Genomic DNA, 14,203 nt, shown 5'->3' with positions numbered 1-14,203 from the left:
ACTTTAAATAACAGGTCCGGCTCCCGTATAGAACTGAGAGGGTGTATTGGCAGGCCCTACCCGGTCATGCCGCTGGGTGAAGCAATTGTGATATCTGCCATTAATGCTGCTACAGAAGACCCCAGGTTCATGCCTGTAACTCTTAATGAACTGGAGAATCTTCAGATCGAGGTCACAGTGCTTACTACGCCGCACCAACTGGAAGCAAGACCTGAAGAACTGCCCGGTAAGATTGAAGTAGGCAGGCATGGACTGATCGTGCAAAAGGGGCCGTATTCGGGACTTTTGCTGCCCCAGGTGGCTGTAGAAAATGATTTTGATGCAGAGGAGTTCCTGGGCCAGACCTGCATGAAGGCGGGGCTGTTCCCTGATGCATGGGTCGAGTCTGATACTGAGGTATTTGCCTTTGAAGGGCAGATATTTCATTAGTGACAATAAAAGTGCAAGTTATCGAACATTTTACATAGTTACATAGATCATTTTAGTACTATAATACCAGGAAAAGGAAGTAAAATATAATGGAATTTTGCCCTAAATGTAAAAGTATGATGATGCCCGCAGGCGGCATGATGAAATGCCGGAAATGTGGTTTTGAGAAAGAGAAGACCAAAAAGATCATTGAAAAAAAGGAATTCAAGGAGAGAGAGGTCACGGTCCTCGAGGGTGATGAGGCGGCAGGACTTCCCACTACGAAGGTCAAATGTGAGGAATGCGGTAACAAAACTGCTTACTGGTGGCTAAGACAGCTAAGGTCGGCAGATGAGAGTGAAACCAGGTTCTTCAGGTGCACCAAATGTGGACGGACCTGGAGAGAGTACGATTAATAGTTACACTAATATTTCAGCAGGTATTCATATATTCCAGTAGGCATTCGAATATTCCAATAGTTACCCACATATTCCCTCAAGGTCATCCAGGAACTCATCCATCGCACTTTCAGTAAGGTGCGGCATTAATACCAGTCTCATCCCCATCGGATCACGTGTTATTGATGTGGACCAGCCTTTTTTTGCAAGAGACTGCCTTACAGCAGCAGTATCGCCAACGTCCAGCACTACTACGTTCATCACAGGTTCAACCAACGGCTCCACACCAAAACCCCTTGCACGCTCAACAAGCCGTCGGGTCAGTCCCATGCAGTAATCCATCATACGGCGGTATCCTTCCATACCAAGATGCCTCATAACAGCATATGAAGCTGCAACCACTGCCCCGCTGCGGGTCCCGCTCAGGGAATGCTGGGTATCGATGGTCAGGTAGTGCGTCCTTGTTTGCAGCCCTTCCAGGTGGTTTTGGTCCCTGAACAGTAGTCCACCTGCCGGAATGGTGCACAGTCCCATCTTATGGGGGTCGGCTGTCATGGAAGATACTCCAGGCAACCTGAAATCAAAATCATATTCCCTGCCAAGGAAGGGGATCACAAAGGCCCCGAATGCCGCATCCACATGCATAAACAGTTTCCTCTCCACAGCTATGTCTGAAAGTTCCTTAATGGGATCGATCTGCCCGAATTCGGTAGTACCTGCTATACCCACAATTGCAACTGTATTGTCATCGATCAGCGACTCCACCGACCCCGGGTCCACCCTGAAGCTGTTATCAAGTTCTGCCTTACGCAGTTCCAACTTCAAAAGGTCAGCTATTTTATCGAATGAGAAATGTGCTGACTCGGGCACCACAATATTAGGCTTTGTACTCATTCCCGAATTCCTGGCAGCCCGCATGGCCTGTATATTGGATTCCGTGCCGCCGGTAGTAATATAGCCATGCACTGATGGGTCACCCAGAATACCACCCAGCATCCTGACTACCTTACATTCCAGTTCATGTGTGCCAGGGAACAGCCCTGCATCACCCAGGTTGGTCTCGATGAACATTTCATGAGCAGCAACTGCGATTGAATGCGGACGGGTGCACATGGCACTTAACACCCGGTCATAGGAAAAATCCCTGGCCCTGTAACTTTCAAGTCTATCCAGGATATCGTGTTTGGTCTCGCCCTTATCTCTCATATGTCGCAACCAAAGGTCAACAGTATTGTTAAATTGTTCTATTCTGTATCAAGGTGAATCCTTGCCGCCTCTTCTGCCCTGCGCATCAGGTCCTTCACCTGCAACCCTGTCTTCTGTGCGATGCGCCTGCAATCCTCGAATTCTGCAGAAATGTTAAGAACATTCCCTTTGTTGTCACACCCCACCTTCACCGGTACCTGGTATGGCCTGCCCGCTGCCTGTATCTCTATATCCATCATCCTGCGCAGTGCAGTAAGCCTGTGCCTGACAGGGATCAGCCGTACCCCCAGGCTTCCGGTCACTGCAATGATCTTATGCGCCAGCCTGTTCGTATCTTCAGACCTGCAGACCACCTTGATCAAAAATCCACTTCTTCCCTTCTTCATAGTGGCAGGTATCACTGAGACGTCCAGTGCACCATCATCCATCAGTTCCTGTATAAGGTATCCCATTACTTCCCCGGTAACATCATCAACATTGGTCTCCAGCATCTCCACATGGTCAATAATCAGCCCGGCATCAAGCTCGCCCAGCACTAAGCGCAGCACATTGGGCATACCAGTATCTTTCGAACCTGCTCCGTATCCTGTAACAGACGAGGTCATCTGAGGATATTCTGAGCAAGGTGAACCATACTTTTTGACCAGGTACGCCAGTATGGCTGCACCTGTCGGTGTAAGCAGTTCGTGCTCTACCGGCCCCCCGCGCCACACCAGGTTCGATAAATCCAGTATAAAAAGCGTTGCCGGGGCAGGTACCGGCAGCAGTCCGTGCGCAGTGTCAACATACCCACCGCCCACAGAAACGGGCATGCACAGTACCCGGGATCCAGATAGTTCCAGATTATGGAACGCCGACACTGCACCCACAATATCAGCAACGGCATCCTGCTGCCCCATCTCATGCAGGTGCAGTTCATCCAGGGGTGTACCGTGTACACCTGATTCGGCTTTGCCCATCAGTTCCAGTATGCCCAGCACGTCTTGTTCCACATGCCAGGGCAGTCCGGCAGACTCAATTTGTTCTACCATCCGGGCGTATGTCTGCCTGGTGTCTGAGTGCTGGAGCACTTCCACTTTAATTGCAGATAACAGCCCTTGCTTCACTTCTAAGATACTAACCGTGACGTCTGCTGCCAATTCCATTGCTTCTTTAACCAATTTCTTATTGGCACCCAGGCCCAGAAGGCTACCGATAAACATATCTCCTGATGCTCCTGAAAATGGGTCAAGTACCAGAACTCTTGATGTCATGTCCATATTGCTAACCAGATAGCTTTTATTGGAAAAATACTTATATGTACCCAATAAAAACAGTTTATAAATTATTTTACATTAATAGGACGGAAAACAATTGGAACCAATTCAACTTAAAGTCACAAAAGCTTATCCCACTGATTCCATTAAAGGTATTGCCAGGATTGATCCCCATACAATCCAGAAACTTCAGATATCTGTTGGCGACTTTGTTTTTCTTGAAGGTACAAAAACCACAGTTGCCAAGGTCTGGAGAGCAGATCAACATGAATGGGACACCAATACCATAAGGATCGACGGTTATACCCGCCAGAATGCGGGTGTCGGACTGGGTGAGCAGGTATCAGTAAAAAAAGCTGCACCAAAGGATGCAAAAAAGATCGTCCTGGCACCTGCTGAAGGAGAGGGTATAAAGCTCGGTGGTTCGGCAGATCTACTTGTTAAACGCAAGATGTCAAAGTGGGTTCTTATGGAAGGTGACATTATACCGTTTGTCAGTACTGTTGCCCAACCCATAGTGGGCCAGATGAAAATGGATCATACCACACGTCTGGTAGCCGTGGAGGTGGAACCAAAAGGTGCAGTTATAATCAAGGATACAACCGAGATAGAACTACTGGATAAGCCTGCTGTTGGTTATGATATAGTGGCCAGTACAGGAATTACATATGAGGATCTGGGGGGACTGAGCGAAGAGATCCAGCGCCTTCGTGAGTTGATAGAACTGCCCCTGAAACACCCGGAAGTGTTCACAAAACTTGGTATCAGTGCACCCCAGGGTGTTTTGATGCACGGACCGCCCGGTACTGGCAAGACCATGATAGCAAAGGCTGTGGCTAATGAGAGTGGTGCAAAATTCCATTCTATTGCAGGCCCGGAGATCATAAGTAAATATCATGGTGAGAGTGAAAAGAAACTCAGGGATATGTTTGAAGAAGCTGCCAGTGACGCGCCCGGTATAATATTCATTGATGAGCTGGATGCTATTGCAGGTAAGCGATCGGATGTCACAGGTGAAGTGGAGCGCAGGGTTGTTGCCCAGTTACTTACCATGATGGATGGGATCGGTGAGAGGGGGCAGGTGGTGGTTATAGGTGCCACCAACAGGGTTAATGCCATTGACCCTGCACTGCGCCGCCCTGGACGGTTTGACAGGGAAATAGAGATCGGTGTCCCTGACAGGGACGATCGTTTAGAGATCTTACAGATACACACCAGGGGTATGCCCCTGGAAGATGATGTAGACCTGGAAAAAATGGCAGACCATACAATTGGGTTCGTGGGAGCTGACCTGGCAGCATTGTGCAAGGAATCGGCAATGAAAGGGTTGAGGCACTTTATACCGAAATTTAATCTTGACCAGGAGATACCCCCGGAACTGCTTGATGAAATCAAGATCACGGCAGAGGACTTTGATAATGCACTAAAGGAAATAGACCCCTCTGCCATGCGTGAGGTCATGGTCGAAATACCCACTGTGACCTGGAACCAGGTGGGCGGCTTAAAGCAGAGCCGCCAGGAGATCATGGAGGCAATTGAATGGCCTCTCAGCAGACCGGACCGGTTCAGGGAGATGGGCATCCACCCACCTAAAGGGGTGCTGCTTTACGGCCCTCCGGGAACCGGAAAGACTTTGATCGCCAAGGCCGTTGCCACAGAAACAAATGCAAATTTCATCAGTGTCCGCGGGCCGCAACTGCTGTCAAAATGGATGGGCGAGAGTGAAAAAGCAATCCGGGAGGTGTTCAGGAAAGCAAGACAGGTGGCACCGTGTGTGATCTTCTTTGATGAGATAGATGCCCTGGCACCGATAAGGGGAATGGATGCGGGAAGTAAAGCACTGGAGCGGGTAGTGAACCAGCTTCTAATAGAGATGGATGGGCTGGAGGCTTTGAAGGATGTGGTGGTGGTGGCAGCCACTAACCGGCCTGATATCATGGACCCTGCTTTGATACGTTCCGGGCGGTTCGACAGGGCCGTGTTCATAGGTCCCCCGTCCAGGGATGGGCGTATTGAGATACTAAAGATACACACAGAAAACATACCATTGTCAGATGATGTAGACATTGGCGAGATCGCTGATTCAACTGATGGTTATGTGGGTGCGGACCTGGAGGCCGTGTGCCGTGAGGCTGTTATGGCTGCGATGCGGGAAGATTTTGGTACCGATAAAGTCACTATGAAGCATTTCAATGCTGCATTGAAGAAGGTCAGGCCTGCCCTTAATGAGGACATTCGTGAATATTACAAGCGAATGGAAGAACAGTTTGAGGGCAAGACTAAAACAGAACAAAAGTCATATATAGGTTATAGATAAAAATTTGGAGGATATGGTAATGAAAAAAATATTTGCAAGGAATCTCAGGGATAAACAGGTTGTCAGTTCGGATGGAGTGACCCTTGGAGTATTGAACAATATTGTGATAGACATCCGCAGCGGTTCCATTGAGGATCTTGTGGTCAAACCTGACATCGCACTTGAAAAAGCAAAATACAAAGAAGATGGTGATTTTATCCTCATGCCCTTTGGTTCTGTCAGGGCCATCAAAGATTACATTGTAGTGGATAAGACCATGTCCTTAGCTTCAGCAGCAGAGCCGCCTGTTACTGAGGGGTGAATACGGTCATCTTTTTATAGGGTTGTGTTGCATTGTCGGGACTTTCAACTGCCTAAAGTTGAAAGGTTGCATGGTGGGAGTTATAACACTAAAAGGTATTTTAAAAATCTGAATATCTGTACTTATACTCGAATTAATTTAATAAATCCCTAAATCCATCTTTATTTAGAAAATGTTAATGTACTATTAGAAATAAAATAAAAATGGATAAAATGAGCGAAATAAAGACCACTCTTAACCTTCCTGCAAGTTTCCCATTCTCGGTCAAAGTCCGCGAGAGTGAGATGCCAGATTTCATAAAGAGGACACTTGCCATTGAACTTTACAGGGAAGGCAAAATATCTCTTGGTAAAGCCGCTGAACTGGCAGGTGTAAGAAATAAATGGGAGATGCTGACACTACTGGATAAGAGCGGTGTTCCTTTGAACTACACTATTGAAGATTTTGAAAAAAACCTGGATACACTTGAGAGGATTACCGGATAATATGGTTGCTGTATCCAACTCCACTCCGCTTATTGCACTATCAAAGATAGGTATCCACTTCAAATATAAGGGTAATTTAAAAATTATTAGACAGGATTAACAGGATCTACGGGATATACCGCAACGTCAACATCCTGTAAATCCGGTCAAAATACCATGCTTTTTGAAGTGGATACTTACTGACAATAATTGTCGGACAGCCTGTTAAGTTCAAGGCCTGTTAATTTGAGTGCTTCCACCACACCTGCCCCATACTGGCCTGTGGTTACCAAATCAGCAGCATCTTTCAGGGCCGGATGAGCATTTCCCACTGCCACACCCAGGCCGGCCGCCCTGATCATTTATAAAGTATCGATAAAAATTTGGAAGATATGGTAATGAACAAAATGTTTGCAAGGAATCTCAGGGATAAACCGGTTGTCAGCTCAGATGGAGTGACCCTTGGCGTATTGAACAATATTATGATAGACATCCGCAGAGGTTCCATTGAGGATCTTGTGGTCAAACCTGACATCGGGCTTGAAAAAGTGAAATATAACACAAACAACATTCAATAACTTTATTAAAAATCTTAATAAGTAGATATCAGTTTGTCCACAATGCGGAAGTAAAATGATATTTGATAGATATGAGAAGGAATCTCCTAAAGAAAATGAAGCATTTGGAAAAAAATTACTAGATTGGAGCCACCCAATGCTTAGCCATTGCTACAATTAATTTGCACCTGAAGGGGGCTTTTTTGTTCTTTGATTTTATTGTCATCTACGTCAAAGCCAATGACCTTTAGGTGTCTAGAGAACGTAAGTGCAAGCGGCAGTCCGACATAACCCAGGTCGGTGATGCATACGGTTTTGTTGTTTAATTTGTAATCCATTTAAAAACCTTTTACTCATTTATTCCTAAACTCAATTTCAATTTTTTATCGATTTTCTTTATTGTTTCATCAGGTAAATGTCCCAACTTTCTCGCAACCAGTCCCTGTGGCACGGTCATGATGTATTCACACCGTACTACCGATGTTTTTATCAACCCGGAATATTTAAAATCCTCCGTTCCCTCAACAATCCTATATTCCGTCTTTTTCATATCTTTAACAATTCGAGATGTTATTCCAACCATAATCAGATCATCAAAACGCCTATCAATCGAATGGTCAGAGATGATCAGCGCGGGTCGTGCCTTCTGCAATGCCCCTTCCGAAGTTACAAATGGAAATGGAACAATGACGACATCGCCACGATTATAATTCATAGACATCTTCCTCTTTGCTATCCCAAATATTTTTTAGTGCTTGTTGTTGTAGCAACAAAGAGCTCTCATCGACTTGAGTCTCATCTTCATGTACAAGCCTTAAAACCAGAACATCTTCTTCGTCAGCCAACAATTTGAACCGCATGCCAGTCTTCAACCGCATCTTCTTGATGCTCTGCTTTGGAATTGATAAGTATCCCTCTTTCGTAATTTTTGCATATAGCGCCATATTTTATCCCTCTCCCTCTAAGTTCAGTTTATAGCTCCTCGTTTTTAAACTTTGCATACTGTTCCGCCCCAAAGGCTTTCAAGATGGAGATATAGATTTATTATAATTCAATTTCTGGTCTTCCTGTAATGACACTGTCCCATTTTCCAGTTATTTTCAAGACGCTGATTCACCAGATTTAAGCTGATTTAAGGTTGCATCTGCGTTAATCACCGTAATTCTGCGTCTAACATAATTGTTGAAATCACTGGATTTTGGAATTGTGCCATGGGTGAGTAACACTTCTTTTTATTGTGTTGTTGATTTGGATGTTATGGTCTTTGCCGTTTCGACACTATCCTTAATAATGGTTTTCAAATCATTACCCTTCGTCTTTTCATAATTTTCTTCTCTTACTTTATGAATCCATTCCAATGATCTGTATTTCCATTTAGCCAAATCCAATCACTTCCATAGACGTTACAATATCTACTTGTCTATATCCTAATAAAAAGTTTACTGCATTGAATATTCTTTTTTTTTCAATGTTTGCCATATGCCGACAATTCCAGGTAGTAGTTAAAGTTTGGTATATCTCGGATAAAGTCATGTGACACAATCCAAAGCGCCCTTGTACAGCACCGTACAGCCAGAGTTACCATGTGTACAGTCTTAAGTCCTTGAGTGCTTCCACCACACCTGCCCCATACTTAGCATTAGTTACCAGATCAGCAGCATCTTTTAAGGCCGGATGAGCATTTTCCACTGCCACACCCAGGCCAGCCGCTTTGATCATTTCAATATCATTGGCCGAATCCCCTATAGCAACAATATCCCGGGTGTCGAGTCCCATCAGTTTTGCTACCTCCACCAGTGCCGTACCCTTATTCACATCCACGGTCTTTATGTGGACGGCAAAACCTGTGTCCACAAGTTCTATACCCCTGATATTCCCATCCACCAACACTTGCCTGGCAGCATCTATATCAAAATCACGCCGCAGTGCCAACTCTGATCTTCTTTCCAAACCGTCCAGTTCCTCAAGGTCAAAATGCTCCCCAAGTATCCCAAGGACTTCCCGGCAGCGTGCCTTATCCCCGCTGATATGAACCGGCCCGTCAAATCCCATGGATACCACGCCGCCGTTCTCTGCTATCATGATATCAGATGTACCGATGAGTTTTGCGGCACATTTTACAAAGCCCAGCACATTACCGCTGGCAAGGATCACAGGTACGGTTAACTCACGTATGGCAGCGGCGGCTCTTAAGTCAAGCTGACGCTGCTCATCGGTCAGTGTTCCGTCTATATCAATAACTAATGCTTTCAATCTGTCAGTCCTTCTGCTGTAACTGAGAAAACCGCTTCACCTTCAGGCAGGCACGGGGAATCCACCAGGCGAGCTATACGCTTCTCGCCTTTGGATTTGCGAAGGTACAACCTGAACGTGGCAGTATGACCTACAATATGGCCCCCTATGGGTTTGGTCGGGTCGCCAAAAAATGCATCTGGTTTGGACATTACCTGGTTGGTTACAACGACAGCTGCATTGAACAGGTCACCGAACTTCAGCAGTTCATGCATATGCTTGTTCAGTTTTTGCTGCCTGTCTGCCAGGGTGCCCCGGCCAACATATTCTGCCCTGAAATGAGCTGTAAGCGAATCAACGATCAACAGGCGTACGGGCTTGCCGCTGTCTTTCAGTTCCTCTGCCAGTTGTGTGGCAGATTCTGCCAGCAGTATCTGGTGATTGGAATTATATGCCCGTGCAACATGGATATTGTTAAGGATTTCCTCTGGGTCCAGTTCCTCACCAGTGCGGTGGGATGTCCCCTCTACCATCTGGGCAATCCTCTCGGGCCTGAAGGTATTCTCAGTATCGATCATTATCACTGAGCCGTCCAGACCACCGTGCTCCTCCGGGAGCTGCACATTTACAGCAAGATGATGAGTAATCTGGGTCTTGCCGCAGCCGAACTCCCCGTAGAACTCGGTAATGGCCTGGGTCTCGATACCGCCGCCCATCAGCTCATCAAATGCCTCGCACCCGGTCGTGAGCTTGCCTACCAGTTTCCTGCGCTCCATGACCCTGTCCCCTGTCTCAAAACCGCCCACATCTGCCGCACTCCTTGCAGCTATGATGATCTTGGCAGCAGTTGCTTCTCCCACTTCTGCGGTCACTGACAGGTCTGCAGGTGATGCCACTGCTATGGCCTCTATGGAATTGAATCCCGCGTCCCTCAATTTCTCTGCTGTAGCCGGCCCTACTCCTGGCAGGTCTTCAATCAAAGTGATTTTTTCATCCATTTTATATCTCCTGGTGCACTGGGTATATTTCGTATTGGTGCACAGTTTTACAATGGTAATACTATTTAGATAAATATAAACCTGGGGTAAGCAGGGTGAAAGTATTCATCACATTTCCAGCAGCTCATTGTATATCTGCCCCAGCCGTTTGGATGTCATATCAATATCATGGTACTTCTCGGCAGACCTCCTGGCTGCACTGCCCAGCCTTCTCATCAGGGCAGGGTCATCTATCAACTGCCGGATGCAGACATTAAACTCTTCTTCACTACTGCCCATCAGGCAGTCACACCCGTGGGTCAGCCATTCCCTGAATACAGGCAAGTCCCTGGTCACAATAGGCCGTCTGTTAGCTGCTGCCTCTACAAGGGCCAGGCCCTGGGTCTCATGCCTGGAAGGGAAGAAGAAAATATCACTGGCAGACAGGGCACCTGGCACGTTATTGATATAGCCGGTAAACATAACATTAGATGGCATATCTTTCATGATTGTGTTATTCTCCTTCGAGATTATGCCGTAAAGACTCTTAACACTCTGTTTGTTATGGAAACTGCCGCCAACCCACATAAAGCGCATATCAGGAAAACAGCTGGCTACCTCACTGAATTCACTCACACCTTTCCTTAGTGTCAGACCGCCAACAGAACACACTACCGTCTCATTATCTCCGATACCATACTCTTGCCTGAATGCCTGCCTGTCCTGATCTGAATATGCATACTTCCCGAGATCGATACCGTAATTCAACTGCCTGACATCCTTTCCAGGCAGTAACTGGCGATAATATTGTGCGGCGTACTGGGACGGACATAAGATTATATCAGCCTTATTTGCTAAGTTTTTGAGCCATTTCCGTACAAAATATTTTGTCTTTCCACCTACCACAAATGTATCTTCGGTCATGTGACCGTGGAATATGATGGGGGCGTTATTGCCGTTATTGTTTTTACAAGACACGCGGTAGGCCAGGACCATTGGAATATGTATATGCATCAGGTCATAATCCGAGTCTTTGTCAAAGACCACGTCAATCCCTTGCTCTTTGACACGCCCTGCTATTGATGGGATATAGGAATCAAGCCATTTACGGTTAGAGGTTAGTCTATTCACCAATCTATTATCAATTATATAATTAACAACAGTCATATGTGGATAAATTGTTCTTGCTCATCATAGAAAAATTTTGTGTAGTATTTTTGTAGTGTCTCAGATGTTGTATCCCACAATGTTGTATCTTACATGTTGTATCCCATATATCACGTATTATACTACAAGCCTTGCTACAAGCATCCCCATATCCAGCCCCATCTCATCTGCAACTACTTGGCATTTTGTCCTGAGCATGTATGCAATGGGACTGTACCCGTATTCTGACATTGTCTCGTAATTTGCCATACCCTTGCTGATGATGAGGGTTGCGTCTTCAAGAGCCTCCACAAGTTCTGGAGGTGCCTCATCCAGACACACACCAATAGCATTGGAACCAGTGGTCAGTACCCTGTTAACCACTTCGCCTATGCCGTGTATCTCTACATCCTCCATTGTTGCATCATTAAGAATTGGTGCCCCGCGCACCACGAGTGTCACTTTGCCACCCATGCCCCGTATTTGTTCGATAACCAAAGTATCAAGCAGGATCTCCCCGCTGTTATCTACTAAATACACTACATTATCCAGTAGAGGCACCATCATCTCAATATCATCTACATCAAGCCCTTTGTTGAACATTTTCTTAAACTCAGCTTCAAAATCGTCTTCCCTTACATCGAACCCATCCACACCAAAATCAAAACTATTACCAATAGCAGCTGCCAGGGATGCACGCCTGAACCCTTCCACTGATATCCTGTCACCCACAAGCGACCGGACCAGTGGCATCAAGCCTACAGCTATCTCCCTGCTCAGTATCTTCTTTTCATTATATGGGTCAGGATCGCCAAGTGCCTCGTATGACCTGCGGTGAACTATTGTGGATACCTTTGAGGATGGCTCACTGGGCTTGAATGTCTGGTGCAGGGCGTCCAGTGCTGCCATCACGGCCTTGTTCACGATTTGTGGATTTTGTGTACTCAAGAGAGCCTGGTAATGTACTCTCGATAGTAGACAATGGGCACATCTTGGATTGATCTTCAAAACTTATTCACCTTTTTTAGCAATATTAATATCCATGGGATGACAATAGTTCATATGGCGATAAATATGTCGGAGCAAGAACCTCAAGATACAACTGAGTGGGAAGCCTTTGCAGATAAAAAGTACGGTGATATTAAGAAAGCACTAAAGGACATTGAAAGTAAGGGTTCTTCCCAGCCACTGGAGCATAACATTAGGAATGTTACAAAAAGTTTTGGTGATATGTTAATCTCACTGGGCGCCCTTGCTTATGGAGTTACCAGTGATGTGGTAGAGAAGACATCCAGTGAAGAAAGGGAAGCATTCCAGGAAGAGATGGGGAAAAAGGCCAGTTCGGCCCGCAATATAATTGCGGATGAACTGGATAAGGTCTCCAGTGCCTTGAGATCTAAAGCAGATGTGTCAGAGGAGACTGAAGAAACTCCTGACACGTCAGAAACTTAGGATTTCCTGTTGGGACAAAAGGGGGATGGGGGAAGTAATACTTTGTATATAGGGGGTAAATCCCCGATCTCCATCCGACCCCGGCCGCCGAATATCTCTTCGTACACCCTTACCATCAAATTATTATGTATTCCGGAATTGGACAGACATATCTATAGTTTCTTTATATTGAACGGAAAGAAAAATAATCCCGTAAAAGTCTATATCGATAAATTGTTAGCGGTTTCACGGCTTTTTTCCTGCTGTCTTTTTGCAGCCCCCACCAGCAAATTCCGCTCGCTGGCAATCCTTGAAACATCCAGGGTACTTGTATCAAGCAGTTGGGCGGCCTTACTTATAATGGCAAGAGAGTTTATGTTTTGATAGGTCATATATTAATTGAGTTGCTTGATGGTGTTTTTCACTACATCTTACAAAGTTAGGTTAAAGTGATAGACAGTTAAAAATTTCGTGATAATTAGCATAACCATCATTATAAATTTCTGAGATAAGTTTATATATTATATATTGTGTTTTATAATATGTGTTTAATAATAATGGTATTATACTTGTAGAACATGAATCTTTTCACCATCTAAGAACAGCTATGGTGTGCCAGAGTTTTACTAAAATATGGGGAGGATTTGTTAATTATCAATGTTTGAATTGGTTCATATTTCCAGTTAACGGGATGGTGCTGCACCAATGAACATTAAATCAGCACTATTTCACTCAACAATCATTATTTCTGCACTTATATCGGCAGTCTTCGGTCACGAATTAATCCATGTGCTACAGTTCATGTTTATTTACGATGAGCCGCTTCAAGATATTTCAATTCACTTTGCACAGGGTTATCCGGTGCTTACCCGATGTGTGGTGGATAAGCCAATTGGTAGTCTACAACAAACAATTGATGAAATTCCAGCATATGCCTGGACCTTTTGGGTTATTGGACTTTTAATATATAACTATACAACAACATTTTACAAAAGGCGGAATGATTCAAGTAATAAATAAATGTGGGCTGGGTTTTAGAGTAATTTTCGATTTTTTCCATCATTCTGCATGTTTGCAGAGTTTTTTTTTGACAAAACTTCATCTTGGGGTGATGCAGTTAATACCGCACAACCTCTTCCATCACCCCCCAGGCCACTCCCATCACAGCATCCGGTATTCCATCAAACCCATCACCTCCAATCTCCATCCGGCCCCGGCCGCGAATATCTCTTCGCATACCAAGCACCCTACAATTTCATCATTCCCGGGTGCGAACCTGAGAAACAGATACTCTGGCGGCACATGGGTATGACGGGAAATGCTGTCCCTACCTTTACATGAATTCTTTACAATCCAGAACACATTTAAATGAGACTGTCGGAAAAGTACCTAAAAAGCGCTTAAATTGAAACTTTCAAAATTATTATTCCAACTAAATCACCATGTTGCGCCATGTCGAGTTTAGACCGTAAAGCTGAAATATTGAAAAACAAGGCTTTTCCGACAATCT

Annotated in this window: 19 protein-coding genes; 8 read left to right on the top strand and 11 right to left on the bottom strand. The window is 45.3% G+C overall.

Annotated elements, in window-relative coordinates; genetic code table 11:
• The coding region (locus HF974_00095; GenBank protein MBC2696750.1) for a TIGR00296 family protein at positions 1-429 on the top strand (429 nt) is incomplete at its 5' end.
• A gap of 89 nt (positions 430-518) precedes the next feature.
• Positions 519-824 (top strand): transcription factor S, encoded by a 306-nt coding sequence (locus HF974_00090; protein MBC2696749.1) that lies wholly within the window; start codon positions 519-521, stop codon positions 822-824.
• 63 nt (positions 825-887) lie between these two features.
• Here the strand turns inward: HF974_00090 and mfnA are convergent, their stop codons facing one another.
• On the bottom strand, positions 888-2,012 hold the full coding sequence (mfnA, locus tag HF974_00085; GenBank protein MBC2696748.1) for a tyrosine decarboxylase MfnA: 1,125 nt from the start codon (positions 2,010-2,012) through the stop codon (positions 888-890).
• Between the two features lie 38 nt (positions 2,013-2,050).
• Positions 2,051-3,265, bottom strand: coding sequence for a nickel pincer cofactor biosynthesis protein LarC (gene larC / locus HF974_00080; GenBank protein MBC2696747.1), 1,215 nt, complete (start codon positions 3,263-3,265; stop codon positions 2,051-2,053).
• A gap of 100 nt (positions 3,266-3,365) precedes the next feature.
• Between larC and HF974_00075 the strand changes: the two genes are divergently transcribed.
• The 3 genes from HF974_00075 (at position 3,366) to HF974_00065 (ending at position 6,371) form a co-directional block, all read left to right on the top strand.
• Positions 3,366-5,585, top strand: coding sequence for a CDC48 family AAA ATPase (locus HF974_00075; protein ID MBC2696746.1), 2,220 nt, complete (start codon positions 3,366-3,368; stop codon positions 5,583-5,585).
• Between the two features lie 19 nt (positions 5,586-5,604).
• Positions 5,605-5,886 carry a PRC-barrel domain containing protein gene (locus HF974_00070; protein ID MBC2696745.1) on the top strand — a complete coding sequence of 94 codons (282 nt, stop codon included), beginning with the start codon at positions 5,605-5,607 and terminating at the stop codon, positions 5,884-5,886.
• Positions 5,887-6,089: 203 nt separating this feature from the next.
• Positions 6,090-6,371, top strand: coding sequence for a UPF0175 family protein (locus HF974_00065; GenBank protein ID MBC2696744.1), 282 nt, complete (start codon positions 6,090-6,092; stop codon positions 6,369-6,371).
• 176 nt (positions 6,372-6,547) lie between these two features.
• Here the strand turns inward: HF974_00065 and HF974_00060 are convergent, their stop codons facing one another.
• Positions 6,548-6,712 (bottom strand): HAD hydrolase family protein, encoded by a 165-nt coding sequence (locus HF974_00060; GenBank protein ID MBC2696743.1) that lies wholly within the window; start codon positions 6,710-6,712, stop codon positions 6,548-6,550.
• Between the two features lie 36 nt (positions 6,713-6,748).
• On the opposite strand from HF974_00060, the gene HF974_00055 reads away from it, so the two are divergent.
• Entirely contained in the window at positions 6,749-6,928 is a 180-nt protein-coding gene (locus HF974_00055; protein MBC2696742.1) for a hypothetical protein, read from the top strand.
• Between the two features lie 140 nt (positions 6,929-7,068).
• Here HF974_00055 and HF974_00050 read toward each other — a convergent pair whose 3' ends face one another.
• The 7 genes from HF974_00050 to HF974_00020 all read right to left on the bottom strand — a co-directional run bounded on the left by HF974_00050 (position 7,069) and on the right by HF974_00020 (position 12,270).
• Positions 7,069-7,245 carry a hypothetical protein gene (locus tag HF974_00050; GenBank protein ID MBC2696741.1) on the bottom strand — a complete coding sequence of 59 codons (177 nt, stop codon included), beginning with the start codon at positions 7,243-7,245 and terminating at the stop codon, positions 7,069-7,071.
• Positions 7,246-7,256: 11 nt separating this feature from the next.
• On the bottom strand, positions 7,257-7,622 hold the full coding sequence (locus tag HF974_00045; GenBank protein ID MBC2696740.1) for a type II toxin-antitoxin system PemK/MazF family toxin: 366 nt from the start codon (positions 7,620-7,622) through the stop codon (positions 7,257-7,259).
• Positions 7,612-7,851 (bottom strand): hypothetical protein, encoded by a 240-nt coding sequence (locus tag HF974_00040; GenBank protein ID MBC2696739.1) that lies wholly within the window; start codon positions 7,849-7,851, stop codon positions 7,612-7,614. Before HF974_00040 ends, HF974_00045 begins: the two co-directional genes overlap by 11 nt.
• A gap of 634 nt (positions 7,852-8,485) precedes the next feature.
• Positions 8,486-9,160 carry a phosphoglycolate phosphatase gene (locus tag HF974_00035; GenBank protein ID MBC2696738.1) on the bottom strand — a complete coding sequence of 225 codons (675 nt, stop codon included), beginning with the start codon at positions 9,158-9,160 and terminating at the stop codon, positions 8,486-8,488.
• A complete protein-coding gene (radA, locus tag HF974_00030) occupies positions 9,157-10,137 on the bottom strand; it encodes a DNA repair and recombination protein RadA (GenBank protein ID MBC2696737.1) in 981 nt (326 codons plus the stop codon). The genes HF974_00035 and radA overlap by 4 nt, the downstream gene beginning before the upstream one ends.
• Positions 10,138-10,245: 108 nt before the next feature.
• Positions 10,246-11,247, bottom strand: a complete 1,002-nt coding sequence (locus HF974_00025) for a glycosyltransferase family 4 protein (protein MBC2696736.1) — start codon at positions 11,245-11,247, stop codon at positions 10,246-10,248.
• Between the two features lie 153 nt (positions 11,248-11,400).
• On the bottom strand, positions 11,401-12,270 hold the full coding sequence (locus HF974_00020; GenBank protein MBC2696735.1) for a DUF89 family protein: 870 nt from the start codon (positions 12,268-12,270) through the stop codon (positions 11,401-11,403).
• A 66-nt stretch (positions 12,271-12,336) separates the two neighbouring features.
• Between HF974_00020 and HF974_00015 the strand changes: the two genes are divergently transcribed.
• Positions 12,337-12,714 carry a hypothetical protein gene (locus HF974_00015; GenBank protein MBC2696734.1) on the top strand — a complete coding sequence of 126 codons (378 nt, stop codon included), beginning with the start codon at positions 12,337-12,339 and terminating at the stop codon, positions 12,712-12,714.
• Between the two features lie 200 nt (positions 12,715-12,914).
• Here the strand turns inward: HF974_00015 and HF974_00010 are convergent, their stop codons facing one another.
• The gene (locus tag HF974_00010; protein MBC2696733.1) at positions 12,915-13,085 is read right to left on the bottom strand and encodes a hypothetical protein; all 171 of its coding nucleotides are present in this window, start codon (positions 13,083-13,085) and stop codon (positions 12,915-12,917) included.
• Between the two features lie 313 nt (positions 13,086-13,398).
• On the opposite strand from HF974_00010, the gene HF974_00005 reads away from it, so the two are divergent.
• Complete coding sequence (locus HF974_00005) at positions 13,399-13,713, top strand: hypothetical protein (protein MBC2696732.1); 315 nt, start codon at positions 13,399-13,401, stop codon at positions 13,711-13,713.
• The last annotated feature ends 490 nt before the right edge of the window (positions 13,714-14,203 follow it).

The sequence above is a fragment of the ANME-2 cluster archaeon genome (genome assembly GCA_014237145.1).
Lineage (GTDB): Archaea > Halobacteriota > Methanosarcinia > Methanosarcinales > Methanocomedenaceae > Methanocomedens_A.
This window is presented reverse-complemented; position numbering and strand designations above follow the sequence as displayed.